We start from the raw sequence: 24,905 nt of genomic DNA, 5'->3' as shown, positions 1-24,905 counted from the left end.
AATATTGCCTGCTGCAGGAGAAGACTTACAAGGTATCAGAGCGGAGAGTCTGCTGACTGCAGCCAAAGATATTTCGATAGAGTATGCCAAAAGCAATCGTGGACATGGGAACCGTCCAGATCAGCCCGAGGCCGAGTGGAATCATGGCGATGGCATTGATCAGCATAATCAGCAGAGTGAGTCCGAAAATCGAAAACCAGCGCTTGGTAACCGCTTTTCGAGACGTTTCCAGCGCTTCCCAGATCCCCATTTTTTTGTCGACTACCAGTGGAATGGCCAGCATATAGGCAATGGCAAGATAAATGCCTGGAAGGATCAGTAATAAGAAACCAATCACGATGAGAATCGTCATCAGAATATATAAACCAAGCAGTGGCAGGGTAGTGTTGAAATAGTCGTAACTATTCAGCACCCAGCAAAGGCGTATTGTTGTAATTTCGAACCGCTTTAAGAAGCGCCTGAAATATGTTCAACCCCTGCTTTTTAGCAGATGATAAATAGCTTCGGATTCGGGTAAACATGGTACCTCCGTCTTCGCTTCTGAAGCAGCCTGAGATCTTCTGCTTAAGTTTGGCCATCCTGGCATCACGTTCACTGCCATTGTTATCGAAGGGAATTGAAAAGTCCGACATGAAGCGCAACGTTTCAACCTTAAACTCAATAAGCCTTTTGAACAGGTTGTAGGCCTTGGTATTCCTGACCTTCTTACGTCCAAGCACCTGTCGTTGTTTTTCCATATAAGCGGTTTCCTTCGTGAGAGCCCTTTGAAGGATTTGGTCGTATATCGTCTCAATGCGAAGCTGTATTGCACCAGGCATTTGAGTCAGACCGGCTGCTTTGTATTTCTTGCAGAAGTGCCAGGAGAGCGTAAGCAATTTCATCAGCCGCAGAGCCAGCTTATTCGCATCCCTATCGACAACTCCCTGAAGCTCTCTCAGATGATGGGCATTACAAAGCACATGCACTGCCGCATAGGCAAAGTAGGACTTCCAATGATCGTGAACCAGAATGCCTGCAAAAGTCAGCAGGATGCCCATTGCATCCATTGCTTCACAACCTCGCCTTTCTGAGAGGTAGTAAAGCGTCCATTGGTCATCTCGCATAATGTGTAACCACCACAGTGAACCGTCAACCCGCATGCCAGTTTCATCCGCTCCTGCAACCGGACTTTCTTGTAAAGCATCGCGGATACTCTGCTCAGTAGAGGCCAGGTTCTCATGGGTATAGGCAACAAAATTGGCAACAGAGCCTGCGCTGACACTCATGCAATAAATAGTATTGAAATACTCAGACACCCGGTGATATGGGATGAAGTGATACTGGTTTAAATGAACAGCCATTGCCTGAGTCACTTCTCCGTATTGAGCAGCGGCTTTCACTCCTTGGGGAAACTCAGCGGTGTTCCGTTTACCACAAGGACATACTTTAACGTCTGCCCAGTACGCGGTAACTTCAAATTCTCCGGGTCTACCTGGATCAAAAACCTGTCGCTCAATGTATTTGGTGGGTTTAATATCGATAAGCGAAGACTGGCAACAGCAACATTTTTCAACCTTCAGATGCCTGACATAATCGGGTAAGGCGACACGTCTCAAACAAGAGCCTTGATGACCTTTCTGGCCACCTGGTTTATTGCCTGAAGATGGTCTAAGGCTTTTGGGGTTCGGTGTTTCCTGTGAGGAGCAGGGGGCTTCTTTGGAAGATGTATCACCTTTATCACTCCCTTTTTTACTGGGCTTTTGATAACCATCTGACGATGGTGGCTTACTACTGTTTTGACTGTTTTTATTAACCCTTTCTTCCAGTTCGCTGCAACGTTCCCGTAAAAGCGCATTCTCGGTCCGAAGCTCTTCATTCTCTTTAAGGAGAGCTTCGGTAAACGGAGTAGCTGGGAAGTCTGGTTCCATACTGGAGATTTGTTAGAAAAATTGAGTATAAGATGATGGTCGAAAAATCAGAAAATTCCAGATTTATATGAAGGGTGCTGAATAGTTACAAATAGTCAAGAACCTGCCCCGCCCGGATTGGGGCGTTGACAGACCGTCGGAGACCTATCATATAAACACCCGCCCACAGCGGTGTAGTAACCGCTATCATGGCCAATTGAAGAAATATCTCAAGAAGAATGCCTTCCGGTACGATCAGGGCAGGTATGGCAGCGGCAATCACCAGTAATATGGCAATGCCAAAATAGATAGCCATGGCTAAATGGATTGTCCATTTAGCTCCACCGGTTTTCTCCCAGGCTTCACTGAGCACACTTCCAATAGATAACGGGTAGTTTCCGGAAAGCCCTTTTTCTACTGATCCCCAGCCTTCCATAGCGGGTTCAGAAGTTTGATTTTCATTGGTGGATGACATGTGCATTCCTTTATACATTGATTGTTTGTGGGAGATAAAGCAGCTCAATTTATATCAGACAATGAATGGCTGCATTATTCAATATTTCCTTGATTCTTTTCATTAACATCAAATTGTATTTGAAAAAATGTGGTTAACACGTTCTGGCATTGATTGTGCATAAACACAGCAACCCTTTTTTTGGGGCTTCATGCAGTCATAAGGCCCCAAAGCGCACTTTAATCAGTTTATAGATCGCGTTGTATGCACAAAAAGGGGGCGTTTTTAAGCTACTGGCGGGAAGGAGATAAAAGATGCACTCAGTACATCTCTCAAAATCATCGATAGAACAGCTTTTGGCGGCAAAGCGGCAGATTAAAAAAGAGTTTGGTGAGGTATTAAGTCTGTCGGATGACAGGCTGGTTGTTCAGTTAAGGGAATACTTTCGAAAAACAGTAGTGCAGGAAACCAGACAATTGTTACAACAGTGCGTTAACGATCTGGGAGAGGAAATGGTTGTACCTGTTTCTTCAGCGATTACACCTGCCTGGGAGCCGGCAAAAAGGATTTATCGAGGACAGGTAGTCAATGGTTAAAAAAAAAGGCTTCGGGTAAGAAGCCTGCTTATTAAAGCCATGTAAACCTCTTTATAAGAGGTTTAGGCTCTATTTCTTACTGCTTGAAGAATTCACCCAGCTTGGAAGCCAGCATCATGTTGCCTTCAGTGCGCAGTTTGCCAGTCATGAACGCCTGCATGCCGTCCAGTTCACCACTCATCAGGCCAACAAAGGTTTCACTGTCCATGATCAGAGTAACGTGAGCATCATCTTTGGTGCCTTCAGCAATTTCCAGGGCGCCGTCTTCGATAGCCGCATAGTAAGCCTTGTCATCGGTGATATCGAATTGGAAAGTCAGGGTTTGACCAGCAGCTGCAGACTCGTCAAAACGACCCTTGATGTTTTCGAGAGTTTCCTGAACAGTAGCCATGGTTTACTCCTTTATCTTCTAAGGAAAGCGGACACCAGCTTGTTACGATGAAGGTGTCTGTTTATTTTATTGTTAGTAGCACGCTATTTAATCACGGCGGATTAGATTGCACGGGGCTATTGTTAACAGCATCTTAAAAATGAGCATCGTCCGTTTTGCCTATGCTTCCATCGGTGTTGTTAAAGAAATAGCCGCTTCGAATGAGGAGTGGGCTGATATCCGATAGTCTTATACGTCTGGTCATTTTATCCAGAACTAAGCATTTTTTTGAAAATATCTGATTAATTTAACGCTGATTTATTTTAATTAACCACCGTAGACTATGCTCAGAAATGCTTAACCATTGTCTTTTTTGATTGAAGGTATTTCTATGTCTGTTGTTGCGGAACGGTTAGCTGAACAGTCAAGTTTACTGGTTCGTTTGTTATGGTGTGACAATGCGAACTTGATTCGAGCCAAATCATTTCATCGTGATTCACTCGGAACGTTTCAGGATATGGGGATTGGTATTACTGCAGCCTGTCAGGCGCTGTCAGTGATCAGTGATGCGCTTTGTGCTGATACAGGGCTTTCAGGGACCGGCGAAAACTGGCTGCAACCGGACTGGAATACCTTGAAAATATCAGATTCTTCACAGGGACATGCTGCGGTTATTGCCGATATTGTGCAGTCAAATGGTGAACCCTGGTCGTTATGCCCAAGAAATTTTCTGAAGCGAATGATTGGCAATTTAAGTGATGAGTTTGGTTTGTCTATTAAAGTGGGCTTTGAATATGAATTCTACCTGATGGAGGACAAAGAGGATGAGTGGGTACCAGCGGAAGACTTTACCTATGCCTCTGACCACGGGTTTTCAGTTTTACAGCCTCTGGTTGATGACATTATCCGGAGCCTTGATAAGCAGACTATCAAGGTTAGAACCGCTCATGCGGAAAGTGGGCCCGGGCAGCTCGAGATGTCCCTGGACTACGGCGATGCTCTGAAGACTGCTGATGATCAGCTTTTCTTTCGTAAAACCGTGCATGCCATGGCTCGTCAGCACGGCTATGCAGCTTCTTTCCTGCCGAAAATTTTTGCGGACCAGTGTGGCTCTGGTATGCATCTGCACCTGAGTTTATGGCAGGAAGGAAGCAATATTCTTGCTGATGGTCACTCCCGAAAGCTCTCTTCGGAAGCTGAGCATTTTGTCGCCGGTATTCTTCATCACCTGCCCGCATTAACAGCGGTGACTACCCCCACCTGTAACTCATTCCGCCGCATTACTCCGCATTGCTGGAGTGGGGATTTTACGGCCTGGGGATGGGATAATCGGGAAGCAGCGATAAGAATTCCGAGCCAGCCTGGGCAGGCAGCTCCTTCTAATATTGAATTGAAAACCATGGATGCTAGCGCAAACCCCTACCTGGCCCTGGGTAGTATCATTGCTGCAGGGATCGATGGGTTGAGGAATAAGATGGCGTTGAATGAGGAATGCAGCATCGACCCTGGGTGTATGTCGGAGCAGGAGCGAGAAAGAGCGGCTATCAGGGCTTTACCGGAAGACCTTTCTACAGCATTAGGCTGTTTGCGGGAAAATAGTGTGCTGCTTAAGGCGATGGGAGATGGACTGGCAACATCCTATCTGGGGGTTAAGCAGACAGAGAATGCATATTTTTCAGAACTATCTCTGGAAGATGAAGTCAATAAGTTGTTGCAATGTTATTGAATCAAATCAGCACTCAAAAGGTAATTTCAGGTTTGCTCAATGAAATCAGAGTGTTCTGAAGATTTTTTGTTAAAGCGCTTTCTTTGTTGATTAATCAGTTATTCTCAATAAGTGTGTGGTAGCACTACTAGGACAACCGTACATTTATTGAGAAGCGTATATTGAACTTTGGCATATAGTCGGTAGTGATAATGCAAGGTCTTACAAATAATCCAGTGAACTCTCCCGTTAACGTTACTTCTACTCCTCCTACTTCACCAGTACCGTCAACTGGCTTTTTACAGTTTTCCGATGGTAGCTCTCACACAGCTTCAGTAAATACTCAAACAGAACCCCGTTTGCCTCTTTCTACGCATGAATCTGATTTGAGCGAAAACTCTGATAGAGTGCGACAGGTAACGCATACAGATGCTGAGCCAGTCACATCTCAAGGTTCTGTAGACGGTGACTCTCAAATAAGAACTCCTGCTATGAGGTGTCTTTTTGGTCGTCCTGATCCGGAAGAAACTCGAAGATTTTTAGATAATGAAGAAGCAAAAATAAATGATCGGTTACGGGAGAAATATAAGCATTGTCAGGTTTATGAATATCAGGATTTTGGGAAACCACCAGTTAAACTTCCTAAAGAATCTAAGGTAACAATCAGTGATATTCTTTTTCCAAAAGAAAACTCTCCACGGGAAGACGGAGGAGCTGTTAGTGAAAGGAAAAGAAAAAATAGCCATCCAAATGACCAATCATCTAATGCTGCAGGGGCAGAAGTTACGAGGTTTTCAGAGCAGCCAGCTGGTAAAATGGTTAAACCTACTCCTGTTAAGAAAGAAGCACAGGCGGGTTCATCAACAAATATTCAAAATGATTCTTCTACAAAGCAAGATCCTTCAGAGTCATCTAATAAAAGGCAAAAAATAGAAGAGCCCGACTAAAAAAGACTGATTTTTTATTGGTCTCAATGATTTTTAATCTAATTCGAAAGAATTGTAAGTGTGTTTTTAGAATTGAGTTTGCTTTGCTGATGTTTTTGCGAATTACTAAATGCCAAATATTGTTTGCCAGATTGATCTTGGATAAAAAGATTACCAAAAGCATGGTGTTTTGCTGTCAAAAAAAACGGCTTTTTGATTTTTACTGATGTTTTAATTTATCCTGATTACCACCTAACCTAAGCTATCTTCTCGTCTAAACTTACGACACTGGTTTTCCTTGAATTAGGAGACGTGTCATGGCCAAAAACAAAATCCAGTTTCAGAAAGGCATGAGCCTTGTGGAGTTCTTTCAGCAATACGGACAGGAAGAGCAATGCCGAGATCAGTTTTTCAAATGGCGCTGGGCGAATGGTTTTGAATGCCCTCTGTGTTGTTGCCGGGAGTATTGCACTCTGAAAACCCGAGAGCTATACCAATGCAACCGCTGCCGCCACCAGACATCGCTGACCAGTGGCACCATCCTGGAAGCCAGTAAATTGCCCTTTACCACTTGGTTTCTGGGCATGTATTTGATGACTCAGACCAAGAATGGCATATCGGCCCTGGAGCTCTCGAGACAATTGGGAATCTCTTATAATGCCTCCTGGCGCTTAAAGCACAAACTCATGCAAGTAATGAAAGAACGGGATGACAGCCGTCCCCTGCAAGGGCATGTGCAGATGGATGATGCTTACTGGGGTGGTGAAAAACATGGAGGCAAACGGGGAAGAGGCTCTGAAAACAAACACCCCTTTGTTGCCGCCGTGCAAACCAACGAAGAAAATCACCCGCTGTATATGCGATTCAGTATGGTCACCAGTTTCCGGAAAAAGGAGTTGGAACTCTGGGCGAGAAAGCACCTTGGTAGTGATACCTGCTGCGTTGTCAGTGACGGACTCGGTGCATTCACGGGAATAGCTGACGCCGGACACCCACATACTGCAGTTGTGACAGGTGGTGGTCACGAATCGATGGATAATGAGCTGTTTACGTGGGTCAACACGATGATCGGGAATGTCAAAAATTCCTTGAAAGGCAGTTATCACAGTATTAACCCGAAGCATTTGCCAAGATATCTTGCTGAATATTGTTATCGATTCAACCGGCGCTTTGATTTGAAAGCAATGGTGTCAAGGTTGGGTTACATGGCTGCACGAACTTGCCCCATGCCAGCAAGGCTTCTCAAGCTGGCTGAGGTACAGTGGTAATCAGGTAATTTATTGCACACTACATGAAAGACTTTGACTAAGCTGTTGTTACATGAATATTGAATATGATGAGTGATATGAGGCTTTGCGATAGTGATTTTAAAACTGTAAAAATCACACCTAATTCCGGTGCGCTGGGTGCCTGGGTAGAAGGCGTGGATGTGAGCAATCCTTTATCTCCCGAAATATTAGAAGAGTTACGCAGTGCATTCATTCGATACAAAGTACTCTTTTTCCCACACCAGAACGTATCCTCTCAGGAATTTCTTGAGTTTGCCCGACAGTGGGGTACGGTACTTCAAAACCCCTATTTTCAGCCTCTGGAAGGTTTATCCTCTGAGATCACCGAAATCATTAAGCGGCCGGAGGATTCAAGAAATATTGGCCGCTCATGGCATATGGACTTTGCTTTTGATGCCGAGCCTACCAACATCAATTTATTAATGGCCAAAAAGCTCCCAAGTCGTGGAGGTGATACGCTTTTCTGTGATTTGTGTAAGGCCTACAAAGCATTGTCTCCTGGATTACAGCAAACCCTGAAGCGCTTGAAGGTGGTGAACAGTAATCGAGACATCGTTCATGCTGCCCGCTATGAAAAGGAGTTCAAAGGGAGGCTCCCACAAAACAACGCAGAAGTAAGAAATACTCATCCAGTGGTGATCCATAACCCTGACAATGGTGAAGACTCATTGTTTATCAGTGCTACGGCAACGGAACGTTTTGACCAGTGGACGGAGGAAGAATCAAAACCTCTGCTAAACTATCTTTTTGCTCATGTCGGCAGACCGGATGGGTGCTCTCTCTGAATGATTGAAACAATAGTGCTCTATTTTCACAGCTACTATGGGAACACCACTCATAATAGTTAACTGTCATGCCCGCTTCTGTTATTTCCAGCTCTACCAAAAGCATCGTTTTGCAAATTGAAGTTTCTATAGATTCAGGCAACATGCTGAATCTTGAAGATAGTTTACAGCGTGCACTCAATGAAGCCGGGCAGCTTGGAACAAAAGAGTTATTGGGGCTATTTGAATCACCCAATAAAGAACCTATCGTCGTTAATCAGCAGAAGTGGAACTACAAAGGAAAGGTTCTTAAGCACTATGAAACCTTATACGGTCGTATACCTTTGGAGCGCTCCGTATATCAGGGTGTCAGAGGTGGCAGTACTCTGGCAGCACTTGATCTTCGTGCCGGTATTATTGGTTCAGCTACCCCCAAATTTGCCAAGTCTATCGCCTGGAAATACAGCCAGATGCCAGCGCCTGCGGTAAAAGAAGATTTTGAGACCAACCATCAAAGGACGCTTTCAAATTCTTATATCAAGCATTTATCGGACAGAGTAGGTGCATTAATTGAAGACCAGCAAGACACTCACTACCACCTTCCTCCACTAAAAGAGCCTGTTGAAACAATAGCCATTGGTCTGGATGGAACCTGCATGCTGCTTTGTGAAGAAGGCTGGAGGGAAGCCATGTGTGGGACATTGAGCCTATATTCTGCAGATGGAGACAGGCTCCACACGATATATACAGCCAGTTCGCCAGAGTATGGTAAACAAAGCTTTATGAGCAAGCTCGACGAGGAGATTGCAGATCTAAAACGACTCTACCCAAATGCCACATACATCGGGGTAGCTGACGGGGCTAGAGAAAACTGGAGTTATTTGAAACAACATACCTCTGGGCAGATACTCGATTTTTATCATGCATCTGAATATTTAGCTGGAGCAGCGGAAGCACTGTTTCCAACCAGTAAGGCGAAGCGACACCAGTGGCTTGAAGACAGGCTACATAGTTTGAAAAACAAGCGTGGAGCAGCCAAAAAAATCCGTAACTATTCAGCACCCTTCATATAAATCTGGAATTTTCTGATTTTTCGACCATCATCTTATACTCAATTTTTCTAACAAATCTCCAGTATGGAACCAGACTTCCCAGCTACTCCGTTTACCGAAGCTCTCCTTAAAGAGAATGAAGAGCTTCGGACCGAGAATGCGCTTTTACGGGAACGTTGCAGCGAACTGGAAGAAAGGGTTAATAAAAACAGTCAAAACAGTAGTAAGCCACCATCGTCAGATGGTTATCAAAAGCCCAGTAAAAAAGGGAGTGATAAAGGTGATACATCTTCCAAAGAAGCCCCCTGCTCCTCACAGGAAACACCGAACCCCAAAAGCCTTAGACCATCTTCAGGCAATAAACCAGGTGGCCAGAAAGGTCATCAAGGCTCTTGTTTGAGACGTGTCGCCTTACCCGATTATGTCAGGCATCTGAAGGTTGAAAAATGTTGCTGTTGCCAGTCTTCGCTTATCGATATTAAACCCACCAAATACATTGAGCGACAGGTTTTTGATCCAGGTAGACCCGGAGAATTTGAAGTTACCGCGTACTGGGCAGACGTTAAAGTATGTCCTTGTGGTAAACGGAACACCGCTGAGTTTCCCCAAGGAGTGAAAGCCGCTGCTCAATACGGAGAAGTGACTCAGGCAATGGCTGTTCATTTAAACCAGTATCACTTCATCCCATATCACCGGGTGTCTGAGTATTTCAATACTATTTATTGCATGAGTGTCAGCGCAGGCTCTGTTGCCAATTTTGTTGCCTATACCCATGAGAACCTGGCCTCTACTGAGCAGAGTATCCGCGATGCTTTACAAGAAAGTCCGGTTGCAGGAGCGGATGAAACTGGCATGCGGGTTGACGGTTCACTGTGGTGGTTACACATTATGCGAGATGACCAATGGACGCTTTACTACCTCTCAGAAAGGCGAGGTTGTGAAGCAATGGATGCAATGGGCATCCTGCTGACTTTTGCAGGCATTCTGGTTCACGATCATTGGAAGTCCTACTTTGCCTATGCGGCAGTGCATGTGCTTTGTAATGCCCATCATCTGAGAGAGCTTCAGGGAGTTGTCGATAGGGATGCGAATAAGCTGGCTCTGCGGCTGATGAAATTGCTTACGCTCTCCTGGCACTTCTGCAAGAAATACAAAGCAGCCGGTCTGACTCAAATGCCTGGTGCAATACAGCTTCGCATTGAGACGATATACGACCAAATCCTTCAAAGGGCTCTCACGAAGGAAACCGCTTATATGGAAAAACAACGACAGGTGCTTGGACGTAAGAAGGTCAGGAATACCAAGGCCTACAACCTGTTCAAAAGGCTTATTGAGTTTAAGGTTGAAACGTTGCGCTTCATGTCGGACTTTTCAATTCCCTTCGATAACAATGGCAGTGAACGTGATGCCAGGATGGCCAAACTTAAGCAGAAGATCTCAGGCTGCTTCAGAAGCGAAGACGGAGGTACCATGTTTACCCGAATCCGAAGCTATTTATCATCTGCTAAAAAGCAGGGGTTGAACATATTTCAGGCGCTTCTTAAAGCGGTTCGAAATTACAACAATACGCCTTTGCTGGGTGCTGAATAGTTACAAAAATCCTTCAGGAAATTGAATCAGCCGAGCTCCCGAAAAAGACAATCGCACTGACAGAGAAGCGCTACAAAGCTGTGAGCTATTTTACAAACAATCACCAGTTAATGAATTATCATCAGGCGCTTAAACGCCATTGGCCAATAGGTTCAGGAGTTACTGAAGCGGCTTGTAAGACTCTGGTAAAGCAACGATTATGTGGTTCTGGAATGAGGTGGAAAGCAACAGGAGCGGAAGTGCTTTTGACAACAAGAGCACTGATCCAGAGTAAGGGGCGCTGGGAACAACTTTGGTCTGAGTTCATGACTGGAAAGGTTGAAGCTAACCTATGAGTCAGTTATCAAATTGAGAGAGCACCCGACCGGATTTTTGCAGTCGCTTCTCGTGGGAGGAAGGGATGATTGCACTGTGGAGTAATCTGTACACCCTGCATTATGCAGTGAATGATTATCCCGGTGAAGAACGAATAATGCATCGTATTGCTCTTGCAGGTAAACCGATAGTCTCAGCGACATAAACCATCATTAATAACAATGAATGGATGGAAATTAACATCATATTATTACAACTATTTTAATGCCTTTTAGTAGGTGGAAAAAATTGATATTTGATTGTCACACGATTAAGGATGTTACCTTGAATAGATTAATTTATCTTTGCCTGATTTCGATATCCGTCAGTTACTTTTGCTATGCGTCCGAGGGAGAGACTGATATTGAGTTTCTTGGAGCACAGAGTGTTCTAGCTGAGTCAGCTGATGAACAAAATGTTCTTGATGATTCAATTGATGAACAGCCTGTCTCTGATGATTTATCGCCTTATTTGGTATCTGAATCTGAGTTAGTGGATGCGATAGAAAAGCTACAAGCCCGACTGGATAGTCTGACTCAGGAAGGAGATATAAACGCCTCAGCGGCTTTTATGGCAACTGGTGTTTTAGCTACTATAGTTTTTGCTATTGTTCACTCCGGTTTTAAACAATATTTTGACCCAGCATTCTACCTTGATCGAGTTAAGTTCGTTCACTCCGATTACATTAATGCGGCTTTGGTTGCCATTCTTGTTGACTTTATACCCGGTGCTGGACTTGGTGTATTACTGAATCATGCAAATGATAAGGGTGAGGACTTGCCGAGGCTACCTGCTGAAGAATCAGTTTGGACTGGTCTTAGAGGTATCATTTATTCATCGGGTCTCTGGCTTGCAGGTTATTCACCTATTCGTAAGCTAACACTGGGCACCTGGTTCGTAGGTAATACAAGGGGGGGAGGGCCCAAGTTCACGCGTTATCTGTTAATGTGGTCCGTCGCTGTGCTTCCGGCTGTTGGGTATGCCCTCTATATGCATATTCTTAAACGGCGAGATGAGCTGCAGAAGGATATTTTTGATATTAAAACGCAGCTGAAAGAGGCAAGGGGCGTATTGAAAGAGAGGCAGGCCCAAATAGATGTCGATTTGTTCGATGGTGCTGAAGCTCTGTAAGAAATGGTGCTTATGGATCGACTGACAAGAAAGGTAATCTGCATTGAATAATTAACCCTGTTAACTATTGCTTCAGATTATCCATCTTGTCTTTTTGTTGAAATCAATCCTGATTTTTTAAAGTGCTGGTGCTATATAGTGGGGGCTGATACCTGTTCGAGAAATAACCTCCAGAATATTTTCATTCTGGTACACACCGCACTGTAACAATAACGTTTTAAAGCCCATGGCGTTCCCCCCCAGAATGTCGGTATACAGGGTATCACCAACCATCAGGACTTTGGATGGGTCTGTAATCTGATGTTGTTCAATCGCCATTGAAAAAATGGAACGATCGGGCTTTCCGAACAAGGTTGGCTTTGCTTTTTGAATCGTTTGTTCTACCAGGTCTGCCAGAAAGTAGCCGGGTGTTGCCGTAACATGATCGCCATGAGGTGCACCGATATCCGGATTGCCGACAATCAGATCAAACTGGCGTCCATTGGCACTGTTCACCATATTTTCCTGCATTTTTGCAGTCCAGCCAGCACCGGTCAGAAAAAGGAGGGTATCAACACCGTCCGGAATCTCACCGTTACAGCCATTGAGCCTTACCATGCCTTCCAGCAGGTGGTTGGAAGGATGATCAAGAGGAGCAATGACGCCAATATTTCCTGAGCTTTCTAATGAACTCAGGTATTGTTCAGTAATATCCAGGCTGGTCAGCACTTCGTTACTGGTGAAGTCAAATCCACGGGTACGATATTTCTCTGCAGCAACAGAGCGGTTAGTTAACGTGTCATTTGAAACCACGCAAAATGACACATTGTTCTTCCTGAGTTGCTGTATAGCTTCGGGAGCGCCTTCAATTGGGGTGCTTCCCCGGCACAGGACACCATAAGAATCCAGCAATATCAGATCGAACTGAAACATGATATCTGCCAGACCTTCGATATGCTCAGGGGCTGATTGTGGGTTCTGGATAGCTGGATACCAGTCAAGATGACGGGCATAGACTTCATTCAGTGACTCTGGTGAAAGAACAATCATCGTTGTAACCGGATACTGTCTTAAGGCTGTTTGATGGTTCAGATTATACCAGAACTTCAGTGTTCAGATACCTGAGGTACCTGTAGTGCCAGTTCTTATTGGGAGAGAAATATTCTTTTTGTGCTAATTTGAAGTGTTCTTTCTCTAGCCATTGAGGTGGTAGGTTGTGAGGTTAACGCGTTTATTGAAAACGATCAGTTTATTGCTTCTGGTAACCAGCATGTATGGTTACTCACTGGAGGACTCACGTAATCAATCTCTGCCTGCTTTCTCAGATGACCAGGAAGTAAGAGACTCAATAATTAAAATTTATACCTCATTTAATCAATACGACCACCAGAATCCATGGACTAACCTTGGGCCACGTCAGAAAGGTGGCTCTGGGTCTATCATTCAACTGCCAGATAGTGATCAGCGAGCAGTATTGACCAACAGTCATGTCATCAGCGCCCATACGTATATTGAGGGAAGAAAAAATGGTCAGACAGACCGCTACAAGCTAAAGCCTCTATGGGTGTCACATGAGCTGGATCTGGCATTGCTGGTACCTTTTCATGAGCACGAGAAAGAGGCTTTTTTCAGCGGTACTGCCCCTATACCTCTTGGTAAGCTACCTCCTTTGCAGACAGACCTGATGTTATTGGGGTACCCGATTGGAGGCGACACGATCAGTGCGACGAAGGGGGTATTGTCTCGTTTGGAATACCAGCCTTATGTCAATTCCGGTTTTTCATTCCTCGCTGGACAAATCGATGCTGCCAGCAATCCGGGCAATAGTGGTGGACCAGCGATAGTTAATGGCCAGATTATTGGTGTGCTTATGCAGGGGGCGAGCCCATTTGAAGCCAGCAATATTGCTCATATCGTTCCCGTCAATGTGATCCATCATTTTCTAAAGGATGTCTCCGATGGTTATTACAGCGGGATTCCCAGCCTTGGTGTTGAGACAGAAGAGCTCGAAAATGGGTTTTTTAAGGCGGTTTATGGTGTGACAGAAAACAAAGGTGTGCTGGTTCGGCATGTGATCCCGGGCTCCGCTGCTGACGGTATCCTGCTTCCGGATGATGTCATATTAGAGCTGGACAGACATCCGGTGGGGCACGATAAAACCATCGTTTTCAGGGGGAGTGAACGGGTATCAATGGATCATATTGTCCATTCAAAGCAGGTGGGAGAGAGTCTTGGTATCAGAATCATCCGTGATAAGCAGGAGCTGGATGTGACTGTAAGCCTTACCCAGCCTATCAACAGTGACCTGCTATTGGGGGTCGACGGTGAGTCTGCACCATCTTATTTCATATATCAGGGGCTTGTGTTTACCAAGGTAACCAGAGAACTGTTGATAGGTGCAGGTCATGAGATGATTTCCTATGCGGGTCTTACTCCGGTTCTACTTAATAATTTCCGGTTTGCTAGTGAAGACGAGGTTGTTGTTATCCTGAAAGTTCTGCCTCATGAGGCTAACCGTGGTTACCACAATATCTTTTTGAGAAGGGTTGATAGTGTGGGTACTGAGAAAGTGAAGAGCCTGAAACAGCTGGTACAGCTAATTGAATCACATGAGCAGGAATATCTGGAAATTAACACAGGTTATAAAGGACTGGAGAAGATCGTTCTGAATGCGAATCTGGCGGATGGTGTGAATTCAGAAGTTATGTGGCTGAATGGAATTCATAATGATCGCTCTAAAAACTTTCAGATAGAAGCGGGCAAAGCGGTTGGTGACAGTCATCAATGGCATGAGATGGACAGTGATAAACCTGTGTTTTCCCTGCACCCTGGCAGAGATCTTGCCGTAGGGGGATGAGTTTGCTTCGAATTCTGTAAGATCTTGAAGTCTTTTTTGTTTAAGGCGTGGTCAGTATATGAGCATTTCAGGCTGGCCACTTTAGCCGGTAAAAAATAATGTTTCAGTGGTTTGGAGCGATAAAAGTAAATAACCTTTCTGACTCCGAGATAATCAATGTCTATTCAGCTAAAGCGTGTATTTTCTGCTGGTATTTTGCTCTTTTTTGCAGGTATATCCAGTATCAGCCTGGCTGCTTCCCATGTAGAAGGTACGATCCTCAAGGAAATACAAAGCTGGCAAACGGTAAAGGTTAGAAAAAAAGAGGGCCTTGCTCTCAGAGCCGCATTCAGCTGCAATTTTTTCACAGCGACTCCCCGAACCAGCTACCCAGATGGAACCACGATGTCCGGTGGTAGCGTGCTGTTTTATGAAAACGGCAAGACCGTCAACAGTCTTTTCAGGCCTTCTGTGTTTGCCTCATCGAATGACGAGTCAATGCCTGAACTGATGGCCTGTATTCATGAAGATTTTCGTATTAGCAATCTGGAAGAAGCCGGGATACTGGCTGAAGCACTGGAGAAGTTGTTTGAACAAAGCTCCTCCTTTCCAGAGGAGGCTGAAATTAAACGATTTCAGAATGGGTGGGTCATTATTAACGATGAGTTCTTTGGAAAAAGACAGGGCTACATTATAACCACGAACTCTGAAGGTGCCGTATTGCGCATAGGGTATTCAGTTAATATTGATGGAGGCTAACTCAATAAAAGAGTGTGGCTTTGAAATTTAAGACAGGGCTCATTAAGAGCCCTGTCTTGTTTAGAACTTAATATTTAACACGATAAAACAACGAATAAAGTACCGGCACCAGGCCCAGTGTCAAAATGGTTGAGAACAGCAAGCCGGCAATAATGGCCACCGCCATAGGCTCCCACATCTCCCCACCTCCCAGGTACAGTGGAATCATACCAAGAACGGTGGTTGCCGTTGTCAGCAGGATCGGCCGAAGCCGGCGTTGAGCCGCAACAATAATCGCTTCCTGAGCCGAAAGACCATTGTCGTCAATCTCGTACTTGATACGTTCCAGAAGAACAATGGCATTGTTAATGACAATACCGGCGAGAGAGATAACCCCCAGTAACGTCATAAACCCAAAGAAGGACTGAGCGGTCAGCAGGCCAATGATCACTCCAATCATACCCAGGGGTATCGTTGCGAGAATAATGGCTGGCTTACGCAGGGAGTTGAACTGGGCCACCAGAAGAATCAGGATAATAAAGGCCGCCATAGGCAGTTTTTCACCAATGGACTGGTTGGCTTTACCTGAACTTTCTGCTTCACCGCCCAGTTCGTAGCGATAGCCAGCAGGCCATTGCGTGGAATGTTCATCCAGCCAGGGCTGCAGTTTTGCAAAACCTTCTGATGCCGTCATACCCGATGTCAGCTGGGCCCCCACCGATACGGTTTTCAAACCATCACGTCGCAGGATTTGTGCCGGCTCCCATACCACCTCAATATCAGCAACCTGATTCAGGGTGACCGATTCTCCAGTGGACTGGATATATACCGAGAGGGTTTCCAGTTTGTCGATGTCCTGCCTGTCAGCCTCCACAGACCTCAGTAACACTGGAATAGCATCTTCACCTTCCCGGTACTGAGTTAACTCAAGGCCGCTCAAACCGCTTTGCAGGGAAATGGCAATATCCTGGCTGGTGGCTCCTACTCTCAAGGCTCGTGACTGGTTAATCACCACTTTTAATTTCTTGATACGCTGTCCCCAGTCATCGCTGATGTTTTTCAGCCCGCTGATTTGAGACATTTCCGCTTTCAGCTGCTCGACCAGTGAGAATAGCTGATCCGTCTCTTTTCCATAGAGTCGTATTTCGACCGGGTTGGTAATGGATACGCCACTCTCAATACGGCGACTGGTAATCTGAAGGTCAGGAAAGTTGTCAAAGGCGTAACGATCCAGTTTTTCAATCATGTCACCAATCACTTCCGAGGAGGAGGTATTGATGACCATCATCGCATAGTTGGGACTTGCCGGTTCCGGGCTGTGCTGGAGCACAAATCTTGGTCCACCGGTGCCAATATGACTGATCCAGCTGGTGACGCCTTCAGTGCGATCAGGATTTACCTGCAACTCTTCTTTTATAAAGGCTTCAAGCTCTTCAACAATGGTTTCAGTTCGCTCTATTGCCGTTCCCAGGGGAAGCTCCAGCTCGGTTTTGAAGTAGAGTCGATCAGAAGGGGGGAAAAAGATTTTGGGCACGTATTTGAAGCCGCTCATGACTACGGCAAACAGCACAGCGGTGGCTGCAAGTGAAAGTAACCGATGCTTCAAAACCCAGGTCAGCAGCTCGCGGTATTTCTGGTAAAAACCACGGTTATAGTCCGTGCTCTCTTTTTTAGGCTTCAGGAACTGAACACACAATAGTGGTATCAGCGTCATGGACAGCAGCCATGAGCAGAGCAGGGTAATGGTGACCACCAGAAACAGGGAGGCGGTAAATTCACCCACTGCGGATTCCGCCAGATAGATGGGTAAGAAGGCGGCGGCTGTCGTTAAGGAGGACGTCAGCAGTGGAACCCGAAGTTCACTGGCTGAATCAATCGCAGCCTCTACCGGCCTTTTGCCATTATTCATCTGAACCATGATGCTTTCGGCCATGACGATGCCATTATCGACCAGCATGCCCAGAGCAATAATCAACGCGGCCAGTGAGATCTGATCCAGTCCAATATTAAAGAAAGACATCACCAGCATGGCTGAAATCATGCTCATGGGAATCAGTGAGGCAACGATGAGTCCGGTACGTGGCCCCAGGGCAACCAGCATTACGGCCGCTACCACCAGAACAGCCTGAATTAGGTTGCTGACAAAGTCATTAACTTTGTCTTCTACCTCTTTAGGGGAAAAGTTAATTACGTTGAAATCAATCCCGATCGGGTAGGTTTGGTTAAGGTAATTCAGCACCTCCTTGACCTGCTCACCCATGCGGATATTGTTACCACCTTCCCGCATGGAAAGGCCTAGCCCAAGCGCCAGCTGACCAGAGGAGTGGACTTTGGAGGAGGCTGGATCTACATAGCCACGCTTAACGGTCGCGATGTCTTCCAGATAAACAACGTTGTTGCTACCGGGGATGGAGACAATGGTGTGGCGGATATCGTCCACGGATTCAAAGTTACCACTTGGCTCCAGCTCAATACGTTCCATATCCAGCGTAATGGCGCCACCGGGAACCACAATATTGCGGTTCTCCAGCATCTGCATCAGCTGGGTGGGGGAAAGCCCAAGTTCAGAAAGACGAGCATTGTTGTATTCAATGAAAATACGCTCTTCCTGAGCGCCATAGATTTCCACCTTGGCCACTTCCGGAACCCGGAGAAACTCATCCCTGGCCTGGTCAGCGATATCCTTTAATTCGGCGTAGCTGAACTCGGGGCCGGTAAGGGTTACCACAACGCCAAACACATCACCAAATTCGTCGTTAACTTCAGGGCCGATAACCCCATCAGGCATGTCTTTGGCCGCACTCTCAATTTTGCGCCGAAGGTTATCCCAGATAGGGCGCATATTGGTGTAGCTTTCCTGAATACTTACCGTGATGATGGATACACCAGTCCGTGATGTACTTTTCACAAAGTCCAGTTCAGGTATTTCCTGAATCACTTTTTCCAGTTTGTCGGTAATCAGCTGTTCAACCCGCTCCGGGCTGGCTCCGGGGAAGTGGGTGATGACTTTCGCAACCCGGATGACAAAACCGGGATCGTAGGCCCTTGGCAGGTTTTTGTAGGCCTGAAGGCCGGCAATGATCAGGACAATAATCAGTACCAGTGCCGTTCGGTTATTGTTTATTGTCGCTCGAGTAATGTTCATCGTGCCGCCCCTTCCTGAAGACGGACTTTCATTCCCTCGCTCATCTGGCTCATGCCAGCAGTGACGACTCGGTCACCAATAGCGAGCCCAGACTCAATAATAATCCCCTGTTTGGATAGCTTCCCTGTAGTAACGGTTTTGCGGGTAATGCTACCGGTTTCGTTCCCTTCATCATTGACTAAGTAAACGAAACGACCATTTTTATCCTCCATAACGGCATACGCGGGAATCAGGATGATGTCGCTGCGGGGGGACTTCTGCTCTGCCCTGACCACCACTGACATGCCTGGCAATACCAGGCGATTCTCAATGGCCGGCATGGCAAACGTCATGGTATAGGTCTGGGTGCTTTCATCTGCCTGGGTTGAGGTTTCTCTCAATGTCAGTGGAAACAGGCGATCAGGGATGGAGCTGAAGCGGGCATGGAAGGTGTAATCACCTTTGTGATTCCTGGAGCGGATCAGAACGCTTTCTGGCAGTTCCATTTCCACCAGGAGAGCTGAAGTGTCCTGCAGGGAGATGATTTCCTGGGTGCTCTCTCTGAATGATTGAAACAATAGTGCTCTATTTTCACAGCTACTATGGGAACACCACTCATAATAGTTAACTGTCATGCCCGCTTCTGTTATTTCCAGCTCTACCAAAAGCATCGTTTTGCAAATTGAAGTTTCTATAGATTCAGGCAACATGCTGAATCTTGAAGATAGTTTACAGCGTGCACTCAATGAAGCCGGGCAGCTTGGAACAAAAGAGTTATTGGGGCTATTTGAATCACCCAATAAAGAACCTATCGTCGTTAATCAGCAGAAGTGGAACTACAAAGGAAAGGTTCTTAAGCACTATGAAACCTTATACGGTCGTATACCTTTGGAGCGCTCCGTATATCAGGGTGTCAGAGGTGGCAGTACTCTGGCAGCACTTGATCTTCGTGCCGGTATTATTGGTTCAGCTACCCCCAAATTTGCCAAGTCTATCGCCTGGAAATACAGCCAGATGCCAGCGCCTGCGGTAAAAGAAGATTTTGAGACCAACCATCAAAGGACGCTTTCAAATTCTTATATCAAGCATTTATCGGACAGAGTAGGTGCATTAATTGAAGACCAGCAAGACACTCACTACCACCTTCCTCCACTAAAAGAGCCTGTTGAAACAATAGCCATTGGTCTGGATGGAACCTGCATGCTGCTTTGTGAAGAAGGCTGGAGGGAAGCCATGTGTGGGACATTGAGCCTATATTCTGCAGATGGAGACAGGCTCCACACGATATATACAGCCAGTTCGCCAGAGTATGGTAAACAAAGCTTTATGAGCAAGCTCGACGAGGAGATTGCAGATCTAAAACGACTCTACCCAAATGCCACATACATCGGGGTAGCTGACGGGGCTAGAGAAAACTGGAGTTATTTGAAACAACATACCTCTGGGCAGATACTCGATTTTTATCATGCATCTGAATATTTAGCTGGAGCAGCGGAAGCACTGTTTCCAACCAGTAAGGCGAAGCGACACCAGTGGCTTGAAGACAGGCTACATAGTTTGAAAAACAAGCGTGGAGCAGCCAAAAAAATCCTTCAGGAAATTGAATCAGCCGAGCTCCCGAAAAAGACAATCGCACTGACAGAGAAGCGCTACAAAGCTGTGAGCTATTTTACAAACAATCACCAGTTAATGAATTATCATCAGGCGCTTAAACGCCATTGGCCAATAGGTTCAGGAGTTACTGAAGCGGCTTGTAAGACTCTGGTAAAGCAACGATTATGTGGTTCTGGAATGAGGTGGAAAGCAACAGGAGCGGAAGTGCTTTTGACAACAAGAGCACTGATCCAGAGTAAGGGGCGCTGGGAACAACTTTGGTCTGAGTTCATGACTGGAAAGGTTGAAGCTAACCTATGAGTCAGTTATCAAATTGAGAGAGCACCCGATTTCCTGCTTGGCTGACACTTCTTCGTAGTTATCGATATAGCGTCGTGCAACACGTCCATTAAACGGCGCTCGCAGAATGGTGTAATCCAGCTCCTGTTGCGCTGCCTGAAGTTGAGATGAAGCGGTGCTGACTTTGGCTTTCAGGTTATCCAGTTCTGCACGGGCAATGGCACCTTTTTCTATCAGCTTTCTGGCCCGGTCGTAGTCTGCTTTGGCGACATCATAAGAAGCTTGTCGGTCTTTTAATTTGATCTCAAAATCCACCTGATCAAGTCTGGCAATTTCATCCCCTTCTTTAACAAGCTCACCTTCCTTGACCAGTATATCCTCAAGCTTGCCAGCCACCCGGAAACTGAGATTGGCTTTCTGCACCGCATCAACGGTTGCCGGAAATTCTTTCACCCAACCGGATTCAGGAGAGTTAACCACAATGGAGCGAACGGGGCGAAGCACTTCTTCCTGTTCAGGCAGTTCCTGATTACATCCAGTAATCAAACTCAGGGTCAGAGCTGTTACTAGTATTTTTCCCAAAGACTTCTGTTTAAGCTTCATCCTTACTCCGTGCATGGCGTTTCTGGTCATTATTGGGTGCAAGCAGCTAACCATATGAAATCATATATTTCTGACACCATGTTCAGGTAATCTTCAGCGTTGCAACTCCAGTCACATAGCTTTGGCTATGCTCCCTGCGTTGCGCCTTGCATATCACCTGCCAAGGTTGCCAGAAATGGATGTTTTCATATGGCCAGCCACTTATGGTATCAAAAAAATGTCATGGGAATGTCCTCCTGACGGTACGGGTTTTACGTGGAATGAATTGTGATGACTGAAGTCAATACTTGTCCAGGGTGTGGGCAGCCGAATCAATGTGCTTCATCGAAGGGGGAACCACTCGAAAGCTGCTGGTGTATGAAACCTCTACAATCTGAAGACAAATTGGAGGCTCCGGTCCTGCTGCCGGTTCCAAAAGTAGTAACCAGTTGTTACTGTGAGCGCTGCCTGGAAAAAATAAAGAAGGAATTGGGGCGTGCTCAAAACTCTACTGGTTAGTCTGTTGGCTTTTAACTTAATAGCGTGCGCCAGTCTGCCATCCAATTCCCGGGCAATGCCATCCCATGCTCTGGAAACTGTTTCTGCCCAGTCAACCCGTATTGGTCAATGGGTCGATACTGGAAATGCCCGCCACTCGGGTTTAAGCGGTTTTCATCCACTGTCCGACGGGCTGGACGCTTTTGTTGCCCGGCTGGTATTGATTGAAGCGGCGGATCAAACCATTGATGCCCAATACTACCTTTACCATGATGACCTGGTAGGTCAGCTGTTTCTGCAGTATTTGTTGAGAGCGGCCGACCGAGGTGTCCGGGTTCGTCTGTTGTTGGATGACTTATCCATAGCCAGACTTGATAAGACGGTAGCTATTGCCAATGAACATCCCTTGTTTGAAATCCGGCTGTTCAATCCACTGGCTACCCGTGGCTGGGGGCGCTCTGTTCAGCTGCTGACTCAGTTTGACCGAGCCAACCGGCGGATGCACAACAAGAGCTTTATTGTTGATAATCAGCTGGCCATTCTGGGTGGCCGAAATATTGGCAATGAATATTATCGGAACAGTGCTGTTGAGTTTGCTGACCTCGATATGATTCACCGGGGTATTGTAGTTCCTCAAATTTCCCGTGAATTTGACCGCTATTGGAACAGTTCATTAAGTTATCCGGCTGAATCACTCATCAATAAAACGGTAACCTCTGAAGATAAACAACAGCTCACTAATGAGCTTGCTAAAGCGGCTGGTTCAGTAGCGGGACAACAATACATCAATCGCCTTAAGCAGGCGTCACTGCTTGAGCGGATTACCAGTGGAGGGATGCACTGGTATTGGGGAGATGTCTCTGTTTATGCCGATGCACCGGAAAAAATACTGGCCCCTGTTTCAGATCGTTCGACCCATCTGTCTCCCCGACTATTACCATATATAGACAGTGCCACCAGAGAGCTGGTGATGTTTTCTCCTTACCTGGTGCCGGGGAAAGAGGGAGTAAATTACTTTGCTGATCTGGTCAACCGGGGAGTCAGAGTTGTGTTGATTACCAACAGCCTTGCTTCAACCGATGTTGCGGTTGTCCATGCCGGGTACAGTAAATACAGGAAAGATCTATTAGAGGCGGGTGTTCGTCTTATTGAGGTGAAGCCTCATGCAGCAAAGGGTGAAATCCATAAAACCATTACTGGCTCCAGCAGGGCCAGTCTGCATGCCAAAACCTTTATTATTGATCGACGTTATCTGTTTGTTGGCTCGCTGAACCTTGATCCTAGATCGGCTCTGTTGAATACCGAAATTGGAGCCATCTATGACACGCCTGAGATGGCGGAAGACTTTGTCTCTGGTCTGAGCCAGCTGGACCGGGGAGGGTTCTGGGAATTGAAACTGACGGAGAACGGTATTCAATGGTTTGACTGTAACCCGGAGTGTCGGGCCGTCAGTAGTAGAGATCCTGAAAGTTCCGTGTTTAGCCGAATGGGAATTTTTATTCTCTCTCTGCTGCCAATTGAGCAGCAACTCTAATAAGTACCCAACCAAACGAAATCCTGTTTTCTGATTCAGCGTTCAGCCACTCCCGGCAACTGCTCCATGCGTTGCTCTAACTCCTGCATCCATGCAGTTGTGCTGGGTTACAGCTACGATCATATAGCTACGGCTATGCTCACTCCGCTGAGCCTTGCACAGTAATTAACCACTAAGCCAGAAATATTCGACTTCATATACTCAGGTACTTAGTCAATATAACTGAGAAAATACGCGGCAGCAGGGTGGATTACTCTGTATCCGTTGCCAGGATAATCACCGAACCAAAAAGGCTCGGCAATGTTGTTTCAGGGTGGGTTAAATCATAGCTGCGTTGCACTGATACCTGTCGCAAGCTCTATATGTAAATGCTGAATACAGACGTAACCCTATGTTGGAATAGGGTTCATATAAAGAAATATTTGATCTGTCACATGTTTGGAAATAGTGCTTGCCGCTATTTACTGCACTTATCTCCAAAGCTTTTTAATTTCTTCAGTGACGCTACCTCCTTTAAGTGCCGTTTTGATTAAATGGCCTTCAAATTTGGACCCCACCACAAGTGTCCCATAAATGCCATACCCTATCCCACCACCAATACCTGCGACAACGGAAGCGGCAACGTTGCACGCTGTACACACTTCTCTTTTTTCCAGTTTTTTATAAGTCTTTTCTGCTACTTCCAAACCATTAAAAAAGCCGTATACACTACCTATTCCTGCTAGGGTCAAAGGAAAGGCTATAAAGACTGTAGTCGCTTTAGCTGCTCGAATGGAATAGTCGCATAGAGAACGCAATACAGGCCTGTTGGAAGAGGACTCTTCTTGGTATGAAGATCTGTAGGATGGGTACTCTTCTGGGTGTGAAGATCTGTAGGATTGGTACTCTTCTGGGTCTGTAGGTCTGTAGGAAGAGGACTGTTCCGCACTACCAAAAACTTTTTTGAAACCCGTTTTGATGGTCTCGATACAGTAGTCGCATAGAGAACACCAGGAAGACTGTCTACGTGACTCACCTGATTGCCATTCATTTAATTCATAGGAATATTGCCCCAATTCATGTGCACGTTGATCCAATTCTTGTAAGCGCTGGCCTCTCTCAAGGACGTGGTCGACGTTAACTCTCATAATATCAACAACCTCATCTACCTGAGACTGAGTTTGCCGAAGTCTTTGGCTTCGTTGCCAATCACTATGTTGAAAGTGTTGTCCACGAGGAATTCTTGTAGCGTATCTATCGCTGTCAGCCGTTTTAGTCGCAGTACGATGATAATAGTTGTGTGAAGGCGTGCGTCGTTGACGGAGTTCATCGCCTTCTGAATCAGAGAATTCATCATCTGAATTAACATGTGGATAGGAAGATTGGGTGTATTGAGAATAGCCTCCAGAACCATTTAAAGAAAAGTCACCAGAATCCATTAAAAAACTCCTTTGTATTTAATTGGTTAAATGTATTTACTGAATTATTTGACAGCTTTTAGGGAATTAAGTTCCTTGATGATGGTTGGGGGAAATATCAGTATCACTGGATAGTTGGTTGTTTAATGTGGTGACTTTCAGCAGTTTCATTATTGAATGAGTGATTTATGCTTTTTTAGGATGCTT

The 24,905-nt window shown here is 45.8% G+C and carries 24 protein-coding genes; 15 read left to right on the top strand and 9 right to left on the bottom strand.

Annotated features, from left to right (window positions below; all coding sequences use genetic code 11):
- Window positions 1-25 precede the first annotated feature (25 nt).
- The 3 genes from ACOCLE_RS15360 to ACOCLE_RS15350 form a co-directional block, all read right to left on the bottom strand.
- On the bottom strand, window positions 26-412 hold the full coding sequence (locus ACOCLE_RS15360) for a hypothetical protein (protein ID WP_419533208.1): 387 nt from the start codon (window positions 410-412) through the stop codon (window positions 26-28).
- Window positions 402-1,907: an IS66 family transposase gene (tnpC, locus tag ACOCLE_RS15355; protein ID WP_419532963.1), complete on the bottom strand. Its 1,506-nt coding sequence runs from the start codon at window positions 1,905-1,907 to the stop codon at window positions 402-404. The genes ACOCLE_RS15360 and tnpC (ACOCLE_RS15355) overlap by 11 nt, the downstream gene beginning before the upstream one ends.
- An 85-nt stretch (window positions 1,908-1,992) precedes the next feature.
- Window positions 1,993-2,361, bottom strand: a complete 369-nt coding sequence (locus ACOCLE_RS15350) for a hypothetical protein (protein ID WP_419533207.1) — start codon at window positions 2,359-2,361, stop codon at window positions 1,993-1,995.
- Window positions 2,362-2,654: 293 nt separating this feature from the next.
- Between ACOCLE_RS15350 and ACOCLE_RS15345 the strand changes: the two genes are divergently transcribed.
- Complete coding sequence (locus ACOCLE_RS15345) at window positions 2,655-2,936, top strand: hypothetical protein (protein WP_419533206.1); 282 nt, start codon at window positions 2,655-2,657, stop codon at window positions 2,934-2,936.
- A gap of 76 nt (window positions 2,937-3,012) precedes the next feature.
- Here ACOCLE_RS15345 and ACOCLE_RS15340 read toward each other — a convergent pair whose 3' ends face one another.
- Window positions 3,013-3,327: an SCP2 sterol-binding domain-containing protein gene (locus ACOCLE_RS15340; protein WP_419533205.1), complete on the bottom strand. Its 315-nt coding sequence runs from the start codon at window positions 3,325-3,327 to the stop codon at window positions 3,013-3,015.
- Between the two features lie 370 nt (window positions 3,328-3,697).
- Between ACOCLE_RS15340 and ACOCLE_RS15335 the strand changes: the two genes are divergently transcribed.
- The 9 genes from ACOCLE_RS15335 (at window position 3,698) to ACOCLE_RS15295 (ending at window position 12,117) form a co-directional block, all read left to right on the top strand.
- On the top strand, window positions 3,698-5,032 hold the full coding sequence (locus ACOCLE_RS15335) for a glutamine synthetase family protein (RefSeq protein WP_419533204.1): 1,335 nt from the start codon (window positions 3,698-3,700) through the stop codon (window positions 5,030-5,032).
- 191 nt (window positions 5,033-5,223) lie between these two features.
- The gene (locus ACOCLE_RS15330; protein WP_419533203.1) at window positions 5,224-5,958 is read left to right on the top strand and encodes a cyclin-dependent kinase inhibitor; all 735 of its coding nucleotides are present in this window, start codon (window positions 5,224-5,226) and stop codon (window positions 5,956-5,958) included.
- Between the two features lie 296 nt (window positions 5,959-6,254).
- Entirely contained in the window at window positions 6,255-7,205 is a 951-nt protein-coding gene (locus ACOCLE_RS15325; protein ID WP_419533202.1) for an IS1595 family transposase, read from the top strand.
- Between the two features lie 65 nt (window positions 7,206-7,270).
- A complete protein-coding gene (locus ACOCLE_RS15320) occupies window positions 7,271-8,011 on the top strand; it encodes a TauD/TfdA dioxygenase family protein (RefSeq protein ID WP_419533201.1) in 741 nt (246 codons plus the stop codon).
- A gap of 68 nt (window positions 8,012-8,079) precedes the next feature.
- On the top strand, window positions 8,080-9,063 hold the full coding sequence (locus ACOCLE_RS15315; RefSeq protein ID WP_419533200.1) for an ISKra4 family transposase: 984 nt from the start codon (window positions 8,080-8,082) through the stop codon (window positions 9,061-9,063).
- A gap of 63 nt (window positions 9,064-9,126) precedes the next feature.
- Complete coding sequence (tnpC, locus tag ACOCLE_RS15310; RefSeq protein WP_419532963.1) at window positions 9,127-10,632, top strand: IS66 family transposase; 1,506 nt, start codon at window positions 9,127-9,129, stop codon at window positions 10,630-10,632.
- 80 nt (window positions 10,633-10,712) lie between these two features.
- A complete protein-coding gene (locus ACOCLE_RS15305; RefSeq protein WP_419533199.1) occupies window positions 10,713-10,967 on the top strand; it encodes a hypothetical protein in 255 nt (84 codons plus the stop codon).
- A gap of 65 nt (window positions 10,968-11,032) precedes the next feature.
- Window positions 11,033-11,152 (top strand): hypothetical protein, encoded by a 120-nt coding sequence (locus ACOCLE_RS15300; RefSeq protein WP_419533198.1) that lies wholly within the window; start codon window positions 11,033-11,035, stop codon window positions 11,150-11,152.
- A gap of 119 nt (window positions 11,153-11,271) precedes the next feature.
- Window positions 11,272-12,117 (top strand): hypothetical protein, encoded by an 846-nt coding sequence (locus ACOCLE_RS15295; RefSeq protein ID WP_419533197.1) that lies wholly within the window; start codon window positions 11,272-11,274, stop codon window positions 12,115-12,117.
- Between the two features lie 117 nt (window positions 12,118-12,234).
- Here ACOCLE_RS15295 and ACOCLE_RS15290 read toward each other — a convergent pair whose 3' ends face one another.
- Window positions 12,235-13,146, bottom strand: coding sequence for an HAD-IIA family hydrolase (locus tag ACOCLE_RS15290; protein ID WP_419533196.1), 912 nt, complete (start codon window positions 13,144-13,146; stop codon window positions 12,235-12,237).
- A gap of 184 nt (window positions 13,147-13,330) precedes the next feature.
- On the opposite strand from ACOCLE_RS15290, the gene ACOCLE_RS15285 reads away from it, so the two are divergent.
- Complete coding sequence (locus ACOCLE_RS15285; protein WP_419533195.1) at window positions 13,331-14,953, top strand: PDZ domain-containing protein; 1,623 nt, start codon at window positions 13,331-13,333, stop codon at window positions 14,951-14,953.
- 156 nt (window positions 14,954-15,109) lie between these two features.
- On the top strand, window positions 15,110-15,691 hold the full coding sequence (locus ACOCLE_RS15280) for a hypothetical protein (protein ID WP_419533194.1): 582 nt from the start codon (window positions 15,110-15,112) through the stop codon (window positions 15,689-15,691).
- A gap of 67 nt (window positions 15,692-15,758) precedes the next feature.
- Here ACOCLE_RS15280 and ACOCLE_RS15275 read toward each other — a convergent pair whose 3' ends face one another.
- Entirely contained in the window at window positions 15,759-18,815 is a 3,057-nt protein-coding gene (locus tag ACOCLE_RS15275; protein WP_419533193.1) for an efflux RND transporter permease subunit, read from the bottom strand.
- The gene (locus ACOCLE_RS15270) at window positions 18,812-19,429 is read right to left on the bottom strand and encodes an efflux RND transporter periplasmic adaptor subunit (protein WP_419533192.1); all 618 of its coding nucleotides are present in this window, start codon (window positions 19,427-19,429) and stop codon (window positions 18,812-18,814) included. Before ACOCLE_RS15270 ends, ACOCLE_RS15275 begins: the two co-directional genes overlap by 4 nt.
- Here ACOCLE_RS15270 and ACOCLE_RS15265 point away from each other — a divergent pair.
- Window positions 19,428-20,708, top strand: a complete 1,281-nt coding sequence (locus tag ACOCLE_RS15265) for an ISKra4 family transposase (protein ID WP_419532972.1) — start codon at window positions 19,428-19,430, stop codon at window positions 20,706-20,708. The genes ACOCLE_RS15270 and ACOCLE_RS15265 overlap by 2 nt on opposite strands.
- On the opposite strand, the gene ACOCLE_RS15260 is transcribed toward ACOCLE_RS15265, so the two are convergent.
- A complete protein-coding gene (locus ACOCLE_RS15260) occupies window positions 20,703-21,290 on the bottom strand; it encodes an efflux RND transporter periplasmic adaptor subunit (RefSeq protein ID WP_419533191.1) in 588 nt (195 codons plus the stop codon). The two genes, ACOCLE_RS15265 and ACOCLE_RS15260, sit on opposite strands and share 6 nt — an antisense overlap.
- A 270-nt stretch (window positions 21,291-21,560) precedes the next feature.
- On the opposite strand from ACOCLE_RS15260, the gene ACOCLE_RS15255 reads away from it, so the two are divergent.
- Complete coding sequence (locus ACOCLE_RS15255) at window positions 21,561-21,788, top strand: cysteine-rich CWC family protein (protein ID WP_419533190.1); 228 nt, start codon at window positions 21,561-21,563, stop codon at window positions 21,786-21,788.
- 4 nt (window positions 21,789-21,792) lie between these two features.
- The gene (locus ACOCLE_RS15250; RefSeq protein WP_419533189.1) at window positions 21,793-23,301 is read left to right on the top strand and encodes a phospholipase D family protein; all 1,509 of its coding nucleotides are present in this window, start codon (window positions 21,793-21,795) and stop codon (window positions 23,299-23,301) included.
- Window positions 23,302-23,771: 470 nt separating this feature from the next.
- Here ACOCLE_RS15250 and ACOCLE_RS15245 read toward each other — a convergent pair whose 3' ends face one another.
- Complete coding sequence (locus tag ACOCLE_RS15245; RefSeq protein ID WP_419533188.1) at window positions 23,772-24,719, bottom strand: hypothetical protein; 948 nt, start codon at window positions 24,717-24,719, stop codon at window positions 23,772-23,774.
- Between the last annotated feature and the right edge of the window lie 186 nt (window positions 24,720-24,905).

The organism is Endozoicomonas sp. (genome assembly GCF_965196975.1).
GTDB lineage: Bacteria > Pseudomonadota > Gammaproteobacteria > Pseudomonadales > Endozoicomonadaceae > Endozoicomonas.
This window is presented reverse-complemented; position numbering and strand designations above follow the sequence as displayed.

What these genes read in the sequence shown, in the direction of transcription:
- tnpC (WP_419532963.1), bottom strand. Translation starts at nt 1,907, where the DNA reads ATGGAACCAGACTTCCCAGCTACTCCGTTTACCGAAGCTCTCCTTAAA.
- ACOCLE_RS15350 (WP_419533207.1), bottom strand. Translation starts at nt 2,361, where the DNA reads ATGTCATCCACCAATGAAAATCAAACTTCTGAACCCGCTATGGAAGGC.
- ACOCLE_RS15345 (WP_419533206.1), top strand. Translation starts at nt 2,655, where the DNA reads ATGCACTCAGTACATCTCTCAAAATCATCGATAGAACAGCTTTTGGCG.
- ACOCLE_RS15340 (WP_419533205.1), bottom strand. Translation starts at nt 3,327, where the DNA reads ATGGCTACTGTTCAGGAAACTCTCGAAAACATCAAGGGTCGTTTTGAC.
- ACOCLE_RS15335 (WP_419533204.1), top strand. Translation starts at nt 3,698, where the DNA reads ATGTCTGTTGTTGCGGAACGGTTAGCTGAACAGTCAAGTTTACTGGTT.
- ACOCLE_RS15330 (WP_419533203.1), top strand. Translation starts at nt 5,224, where the DNA reads ATGCAAGGTCTTACAAATAATCCAGTGAACTCTCCCGTTAACGTTACT.
- ACOCLE_RS15325 (WP_419533202.1), top strand. Translation starts at nt 6,255, where the DNA reads ATGGCCAAAAACAAAATCCAGTTTCAGAAAGGCATGAGCCTTGTGGAG.
- ACOCLE_RS15320 (WP_419533201.1), top strand. Translation starts at nt 7,271, where the DNA reads ATGATGAGTGATATGAGGCTTTGCGATAGTGATTTTAAAACTGTAAAA.
- ACOCLE_RS15315 (WP_419533200.1), top strand. Translation starts at nt 8,080, where the DNA reads ATGCCCGCTTCTGTTATTTCCAGCTCTACCAAAAGCATCGTTTTGCAA.
- tnpC (WP_419532963.1), top strand. Translation starts at nt 9,127, where the DNA reads ATGGAACCAGACTTCCCAGCTACTCCGTTTACCGAAGCTCTCCTTAAA.
- ACOCLE_RS15300 (WP_419533198.1), top strand. Translation starts at nt 11,033, where the DNA reads ATGATTGCACTGTGGAGTAATCTGTACACCCTGCATTATGCAGTGAAT.
- ACOCLE_RS15290 (WP_419533196.1), bottom strand. Translation starts at nt 13,146, where the DNA reads ATGATTGTTCTTTCACCAGAGTCACTGAATGAAGTCTATGCCCGTCAT.
- ACOCLE_RS15280 (WP_419533194.1), top strand. Translation starts at nt 15,110, where the DNA reads ATGTCTATTCAGCTAAAGCGTGTATTTTCTGCTGGTATTTTGCTCTTT.
- ACOCLE_RS15275 (WP_419533193.1), bottom strand. Translation starts at nt 18,815, where the DNA reads ATGAACATTACTCGAGCGACAATAAACAATAACCGAACGGCACTGGTA.
- ACOCLE_RS15265 (WP_419532972.1), top strand. Translation starts at nt 19,428, where the DNA reads ATGCCCGCTTCTGTTATTTCCAGCTCTACCAAAAGCATCGTTTTGCAA.
- ACOCLE_RS15270 (WP_419533192.1), bottom strand. Translation starts at nt 19,429, where the DNA reads ATGACAGTTAACTATTATGAGTGGTGTTCCCATAGTAGCTGTGAAAAT.
- ACOCLE_RS15260 (WP_419533191.1), bottom strand. Translation starts at nt 21,290, where the DNA reads ATGAAGCTTAAACAGAAGTCTTTGGGAAAAATACTAGTAACAGCTCTG.
- ACOCLE_RS15255 (WP_419533190.1), top strand. Translation starts at nt 21,561, where the DNA reads ATGACTGAAGTCAATACTTGTCCAGGGTGTGGGCAGCCGAATCAATGT.
- ACOCLE_RS15245 (WP_419533188.1), bottom strand. Translation starts at nt 24,719, where the DNA reads ATGGATTCTGGTGACTTTTCTTTAAATGGTTCTGGAGGCTATTCTCAA.